The organism is Dysgonomonas sp. 511, from assembly GCF_010501105.1.
Classification (GTDB): domain Bacteria; phylum Bacteroidota; class Bacteroidia; order Bacteroidales; family Dysgonomonadaceae; genus Dysgonomonas.
On the sequence record NZ_QVMQ01000055.1, the window covers coordinates 1 to 6,069 of the forward strand.

General features: G+C 40.7%; 5 protein-coding genes and 2 pseudogenes. 3 read left to right on the forward strand and 4 right to left on the reverse strand.

Annotated features, from left to right (window positions below; genetic code table 11):
- Nucleotides 1-98: 98 nt before the first annotated feature.
- The gene (locus D0T57_RS14855) at nt 99-275 is read left to right on the forward strand and encodes a helix-turn-helix domain-containing protein (RefSeq protein WP_368666935.1); all 177 of its coding nucleotides are present in this window, start codon (nt 99-101) and stop codon (nt 273-275) included.
- On the opposite strand, the gene D0T57_RS14860 is transcribed toward D0T57_RS14855, so the two are convergent.
- Entirely contained in the window at nt 243-611 is a 369-nt protein-coding gene (locus D0T57_RS14860; protein ID WP_368666936.1) for a dihydrofolate reductase family protein, read from the reverse strand. The genes D0T57_RS14855 and D0T57_RS14860 overlap by 33 nt on opposite strands.
- A gap of 7 nt (nt 612-618) precedes the next feature.
- Between D0T57_RS14860 and D0T57_RS15945 the strand changes: the two are divergent.
- A pseudogene (locus D0T57_RS15945) lies at nt 619-711 on the forward strand (transposase); the annotation flags it as partial.
- Nucleotides 712-766: 55 nt separating this feature from the next.
- Here D0T57_RS15945 and dnaG read toward each other — a convergent pair.
- Complete coding sequence (gene dnaG / locus D0T57_RS14870) at nt 767-2,767, reverse strand: DNA primase (protein WP_163274263.1); 2,001 nt, start codon at nt 2,765-2,767, stop codon at nt 767-769.
- Nucleotides 2,768-3,378: 611 nt separating this feature from the next.
- Nucleotides 3,379-3,567 carry a tyrosine-type recombinase/integrase gene (locus tag D0T57_RS14875; protein WP_368666934.1) on the reverse strand — a complete coding sequence of 63 codons (189 nt, stop codon included), beginning with the start codon at nt 3,565-3,567 and terminating at the stop codon, nt 3,379-3,381.
- A gap of 289 nt (nt 3,568-3,856) precedes the next feature.
- Here D0T57_RS14875 and D0T57_RS14880 point away from each other — a divergent pair.
- A pseudogene (locus tag D0T57_RS14880) lies at nt 3,857-5,367 on the forward strand (IS1182 family transposase).
- A 153-nt stretch (nt 5,368-5,520) separates the two neighbouring features.
- On the opposite strand, the gene D0T57_RS14885 reads toward D0T57_RS14880, so the two are convergent.
- Nucleotides 5,521-5,775 carry a hypothetical protein gene (locus D0T57_RS14885; RefSeq protein WP_163274265.1) on the reverse strand — a complete coding sequence of 85 codons (255 nt, stop codon included), beginning with the start codon at nt 5,773-5,775 and terminating at the stop codon, nt 5,521-5,523.
- Between the last annotated feature and the right edge of the window lie 294 nt (nt 5,776-6,069).

Consider the following 6,069-nt stretch of genomic DNA (forward strand, 5'->3'; position numbering starts at 1 on the left):
TTCCATAAACGTTACAAAGATAGAATTTTAAACATTTATAGAAGCTAAAGCCTTGTACTAAAGTACATAGTTTTAACTAGCGAACTTGAAAAATAAAGATCCGTAATGCTGAGGAATTACTTCTCACCGGAAAATATACTATTTCAGAAGTAGCTTACACTGTAGGTATGAGTAGTATGGCTTATTTTAGGCAATGCTTTAAGGACGAGTTTGGCATCTCGCCTTCCGAATACCTTAAACAACTAAAAACTAAATTTAGTACACTTCCTTTTTAAAGTTTGCGCTACTCTGTTTTTACAACTCATGCTGTTTTGTAATTCCCATTGAGATTCTTTTGGGCTGTCTGGAAATAACGGTATTCCGTTTCTCAGAAGAATAGGAATAGTGATAATCGTCATTTTATCACCCATATCTTGATTGAGAAGCATTGTTATCAACTGACCACCGTCAATAAGCCAAATGTCTGTACCGTTTCCTATCCGAAGTTTTGAAATCTCTTCAACTACATTCTCCGTAATAAAGTGAACGTTCTCGTTTGTACCCATCGGATTATGGGTAATAACATAGGTCGTTTTATCTTTGTATGGCCAAACTAAGTCTATATTTAGTATATTCCGCTTTAAAAATCATAACCAAACAATCATTAACTACTTCAATGAAAGGCTCACTGATGCTTCGGCGAAATCATTCAACGCTAAAATCAAAGCTTTCAGCGTTGACATCATCCTTTTGCTTCGAGCCTGTTTTGCCGATGCGACTGTTTTTTTTACCACCTCAATACAATTCTTTCGCCTAATTCCTTTGCCAGAGCCTTTTTTATCTCATCCAGCGATTTTAATTTTTGCATCAGCTCAATAGCAGCATCCCAATCGTTTTCCTTTTGCTTTTCCTGCATCTGGGCTTTTATCTCTTTTATCTGTTGCGATATATAAGTGTCTTTTAGTTCAGTAATCACGCGTGGCACATGTTTCACCAGATGCTTTTCTTCGGCTAGAGGAGTGTCCTCTTTCTTCGCATCCTCACCAAATTGCTTGATATGTATCTTGCTTAGTTGGTAACGGTCGCTAACCAATTCGGCGGCAATCCGGCTCACTTCGGGGTCGGTGTGAGCAAGGAAATAGCGCGAGGGAATAAACGTCTCGTCCACCGATTTTTCTATAGCCTCATCCAGCATAAGCTTGTATTGCGGATGAGTAAACCAAAAGCCATCGCGTTGCAGGTCGAATTTCACCCAGTCGATAACAGTAGTCGGCATATCGCTTGTCACAAAATTGTCTTCCCCTCCGGCAAACATTATCTCCATACCGTAGCGCACAATGTAATAGAGGATTGCCCTTTCGAATTTATGAAACGGGAGCTTCTTTTCAACTGTTTTCGACGACGTAATTACAGGCTGCGACAAATCATTGTTCAATGCCGACTGTTCGGGTGGAATTACCGGTGTATGGTTCTTCTCCATATAAGCCAGCCGCTTCTTATTCACCTCCTGCGTGAGTACGCGTTCGTCTATATTGAGCAGCACGCTGCAATCCTTGATATATACAGTGCGGATAATATTGTCGGGAATCACCGATATACTGTTTACAATATCAGATATAAGAGCGGCTCTTTTTATAGGGTCGTTACCGGCCTCGCCAAGCAGCAGTTCTGTTTTGAAGCGGATAAAATCTTTTTCGTGTTCGGCTATATGGCGTGTAAACGATTCTGCATTTTGCTTACGCGCAAAAGAGTCGGGATCTTCACCATCGGGCAACAAGACTACCTTGATGTTCATCCCCTCCTCCAATAGCAAGTCTATCCCCCTCAGCGCCGCCTTGATTCCCGCGGCATCGCCGTCGTATATCACAGTTACATTGTTCGTAAAGCGGTGTATAAGCCGTATTTGCCCGTGTGTAAGTGCAGTTCCCGACGAGGCTACAACATTCTCTATTCCCGCCTGATGCATGGATATAACGTCGGTATAGCCTTCCACCAGATAGCAGCAATCCGCTTTGGTTATAGCCTGTTTGGCAAAGAAGATGCCATACAATTCGTTTCCTTTATGGTAAATGCCGCTTTCGGGAGAGTTTACATATTTCCCCGTATTTTCGGCTTTCTTCAATATCCGTCCGCCGAAGGCAACCACCTTGCCCGAAAGTGTATGTACGGGAAACATCACGCGTCCGCGAAAGCGGTCGATAAGCTGGCCGCTATTCTCATTCTTTATAGCTAGCCCGGTCTTTACCAGATAATCTTCGTTGTACCCGGTCTTTATGGCTTCCTGGCTGAAAGCATCACGTTGTTCCAGACTATATCCCAATTGGAATTTCCTGACGATATCGCCCCTGAAGCCCCGCTCTTTGAAATAGCTTAATCCTACCGATTTGCCTTCAATGTGGTTGTGAAGCGTATTTGCAAAATAATCGCGGGCAAAATCATTTAATATAAAGAGGCTTTCGCGCTCGTTGTATGCCTGTTTCTGCTCGTCGGTAAGTTCGCGCTCCTGTACCTCGATATTGTATTTTTTTGCAAGGAATTTAAGCGATTCGTAATACGATAATTGCTCGTGCTTCATGATGAAGTGAACGGCAGTACCGCCTTCTCCGCAGGCGAAGCATTTGCAGATGTTCTTTGCCGGGGAAACGTAGAAGGAAGGGCTCTTGTCTGTATGGAACGGACATAGTCCCACATAGTTTATCCCCCTGCGTTTGAGGGTTACAAACTGGGATACCACATCTACTATCTGTGCGGCGTCCATTATGCGGTCTATCGTACTTTGATCTATCATATTTTTTTGGATATACGAAGGTAGTAAATAATCCTGAGTAAGGTTCTTAAATATCGATCAGTAATTGAAAATTATCTATAACAGAAAATCTGTTAGCTGATGTTAACCTAACGTGAGTTCGATATAAAGAATAGTATGCAATCAATTGTTTGCCAAAATATTATGGGGTAAAATCCCGTATCCTTTGTGGTTTTCCTTTGTGCCCTTTGTGGTAAAAAATGAGATTTAACCACGAAGAACACAAAGTTTTGCACAAAGTTTTGCACAAAGTTCACAAGGAAAACCCATAACTAGCTGATATCAAGATACTATTATTTCGAACTCACGTTAATATATAATAAAACACTAGAGTCCTATTAAAAAGAGACGATTAAAATTTAATTGAGCAAACCTAGCTTACAAGAGCCACATCGCACTTTGCCATATTGAATAATGACTTTATTGAAGAAGTTAGAATTGAAATCCGTTCGCTTTAAATATCTGTATAATAAGTTATAATCCAATAATTTGCAATAGAAATTTCTGTTTTTAATGAAATACTAGTGATAATAAAATAAGGTCAGAATTAGAACTCCAACCCTACTATATATTTATTGATAACTGATTATCATTTAATCTATTGAAATATTTTCTAGATTGCTCATTTCATTATAAATAGTATTATTCATCAACTTACTATAATGCTCTGTTTGTTTTATATTGGTATGCCCTAACATTAAACTAACAGCCTTCAAACTTACCCCATTATTCAGAGACATTGTAGCAAACGAATGTCTAGCCAAATGTATAAAAATCAGCAAATTATACTAAAGCAGCTTGAAGCAGTTTGAAGCAGCCTGACAGGTAACATGTTTAAAATGAGTAGCTTGTATTATTCTAAAGCTATTTGAAATGTTTATCCCGAAGCAGATTTGCGCTACATTTCAGTTACCAAATCGTTAGCCTATGAGGCTGTCTCACAATGAAGAGATGGCCTCATTTTTTTGGGGGGGGGTATAAAAAGCAGCAAGCCTTCATTTCACCAAACAAAGACTTGCTTATGTGCTTAAAGATTCGTATCTTTAAGTGTCATCACATAAAGCAAGTATAATGTTTAAATCCTACACACCAACGACAATCTGTTATTACCTCCCTGTTTAGGTGATTTAATTCCTGATAATGATCCTGTCCGTGTCGTAGACGGTATCATCGAACAGATTGATTTGACTTCTTTGTACCGCAAGTATTCTCGTTTGGGCAGCCATGCTTATCATCCTCGCTTGATGCTCAAGTTGCTTGTCTATGCTTATTTGCGTAATGTATATTCTTCCCGGCGTATCGAAGATCTTTGCCGTAACGAGATTCGCTTTCTTTGGTTAAACGGGATGGATGTTCCCGATCACAATACGATCAACCGTTTTCGTTCGGGTCGTTTAAAAGGCGTCTTGAAGGAAGTATTCTCTACCATCGTCAAGTTTCTGGTCACAGAGGGTCTTGTTAGTTTGGATCGGGTATATACCGATGGCACCAAGATTGAGTCCTCCGCTAACCGCTATACGTTTGTTTGGGGTAAATCCATCAGTACCCGTATCAGTAAGATTGCAGAGCAACTAAATGAGCTTTGGGCTTATGCCGAGTCTGTAACCAAGCAGGAGCTGATGGAAGAAACACCGCTGCTTGCTGAAGATATCAGCGCCGATAAAGTGGCTCAGGTGGTGGATCGTATCGATGAAGCTTTGCGTGATGTGGATTGTGACAAGAAGGTAAAGCAGAAAGTGAAACGGGTAAAGAAAGCCTGGCCTGAACAGTTGAAGCGTTATGAGCAGCAAGAGCAAATTCTTGATGGTCGGGGTAGTTATTCCAAGACTGATCCGGATGCAACTTTTATGCGTATGAAGGAAGATCACATGTTAAATGGCCAACTCAAACCCGCTTTCAATGTACAAATCTCCACCAACGAACAATTTATCAGTAATTACACCCTTCACGCAACGACTGCGGATACTACCACATATACTGAACATATAGAAGAGTTTAAGCCATTGTATGGTTTTTATCCCAAGGAGTCTATCTGTGATGCCGGATATGGAAGTGAAGAAAATTACCTTTACGCCAGAGGAAAAGGGATCAAAACCTTTATCAAGTATAACTATTTCCATAAAGAACAGACAAAGAAGTGGAGAACAGATCCCTTCCGTTCTTCTAACTTTTATTACAACAGTACACTGAATTGCTTTTACTGTCCAATGGGGCAACCCATGAGATTTATCGGTAGGCGCAAACAGTACACCAAAACAGGTTTTGAACAAGAGATACATATATATCAGGCTATCCGTTGTCAGGGGTGTCCACTCAGATCACTCTGTCACAAATCTAAGGCAAATCGGAGGATAGAAGTGAATCACAGATTGAACAAGCTCAAGGCAGAAGAAAAAGAAAAACTACTCTCACCCCAGGGACTTGTACATCGAAGTCAGAGACCACAGGATGTAGAAGCGACCTTCGGAAATCTCAAAAATAACAAGAACTTCAAACGCTTCCTATGCAAGGGTAAAAACAAAGTGGAAGTGGAGTTTGGATTACTGGCTATTGCGCATAATATAGCTAAAGTGGCATCATAAGGCTAAAATCCCCCTATGAAACCTTTTAAACCGGGATTATTGCAAAAAGGGACTATATGAAGCAATGTAGCCAACAAAAAAAGAGAGAATCGAAAACAAAAGAGAAAAAGCAATCAGAAAAACGAAAAAAGGCTATCTCTTCATTGTGAGACCTCAGTTTAAGGCATAGCCTGAAATTGGGTTTGGGGCGTTTTCTTTTGAAGAGTACGGAGGGGTATAGTTTGCCGTTATAGGTGACAGCCTTTCCTTCAATGGCATTCCCGAATTGTGTTTCCACGTAAATGTTTTTATAACAGGATTTACAGAGCGGTGCACTGTCGTCATAGTGTATCCTGCCACAGAGCGGGCAAAAGTATTTGCTCCTGTTGGCCTTCCCGTAAGTCCCGCGGCATACGCCGATCTGGTCATCCGAATCATAATTACACAGTTCGACGGAAGTATTGTCTATCACATGGATCTCGCTGAAGGTATCCAGGTAAGGCGCTCCCTCTTTATGCCATTTGGAAGCGGGAACCTTTATTTTCAGGAATAGTTCTTCCATGACAAACTAAGGCATTGTTTGAAAGCGATTTACGGTCTAATTCATGGATTTTCTGGTAGTGATGGCTCACCCCTTAAAGTTGTGGAGTTAGAAAAAAGGGAGTAGTTTTGCTTTATGGAAACAGGCTACGAACTATTATTACCCGCTGGTATACTGACTTA

Bases quoted from the DNA above. Each gene is read 5' to 3' on its own strand.
- dnaG (WP_163274263.1), bottom strand. From the start codon at position 2,767: ATGATAGATCAAAGTACGATAGACCGCATAATGGACGCCGCACAGATA.
- D0T57_RS14885 (WP_163274265.1), bottom strand. From the start codon at position 5,775: ATGACCAGATCGGCGTATGCCGCGGGACTTACGGGAAGGCCAACAGGA.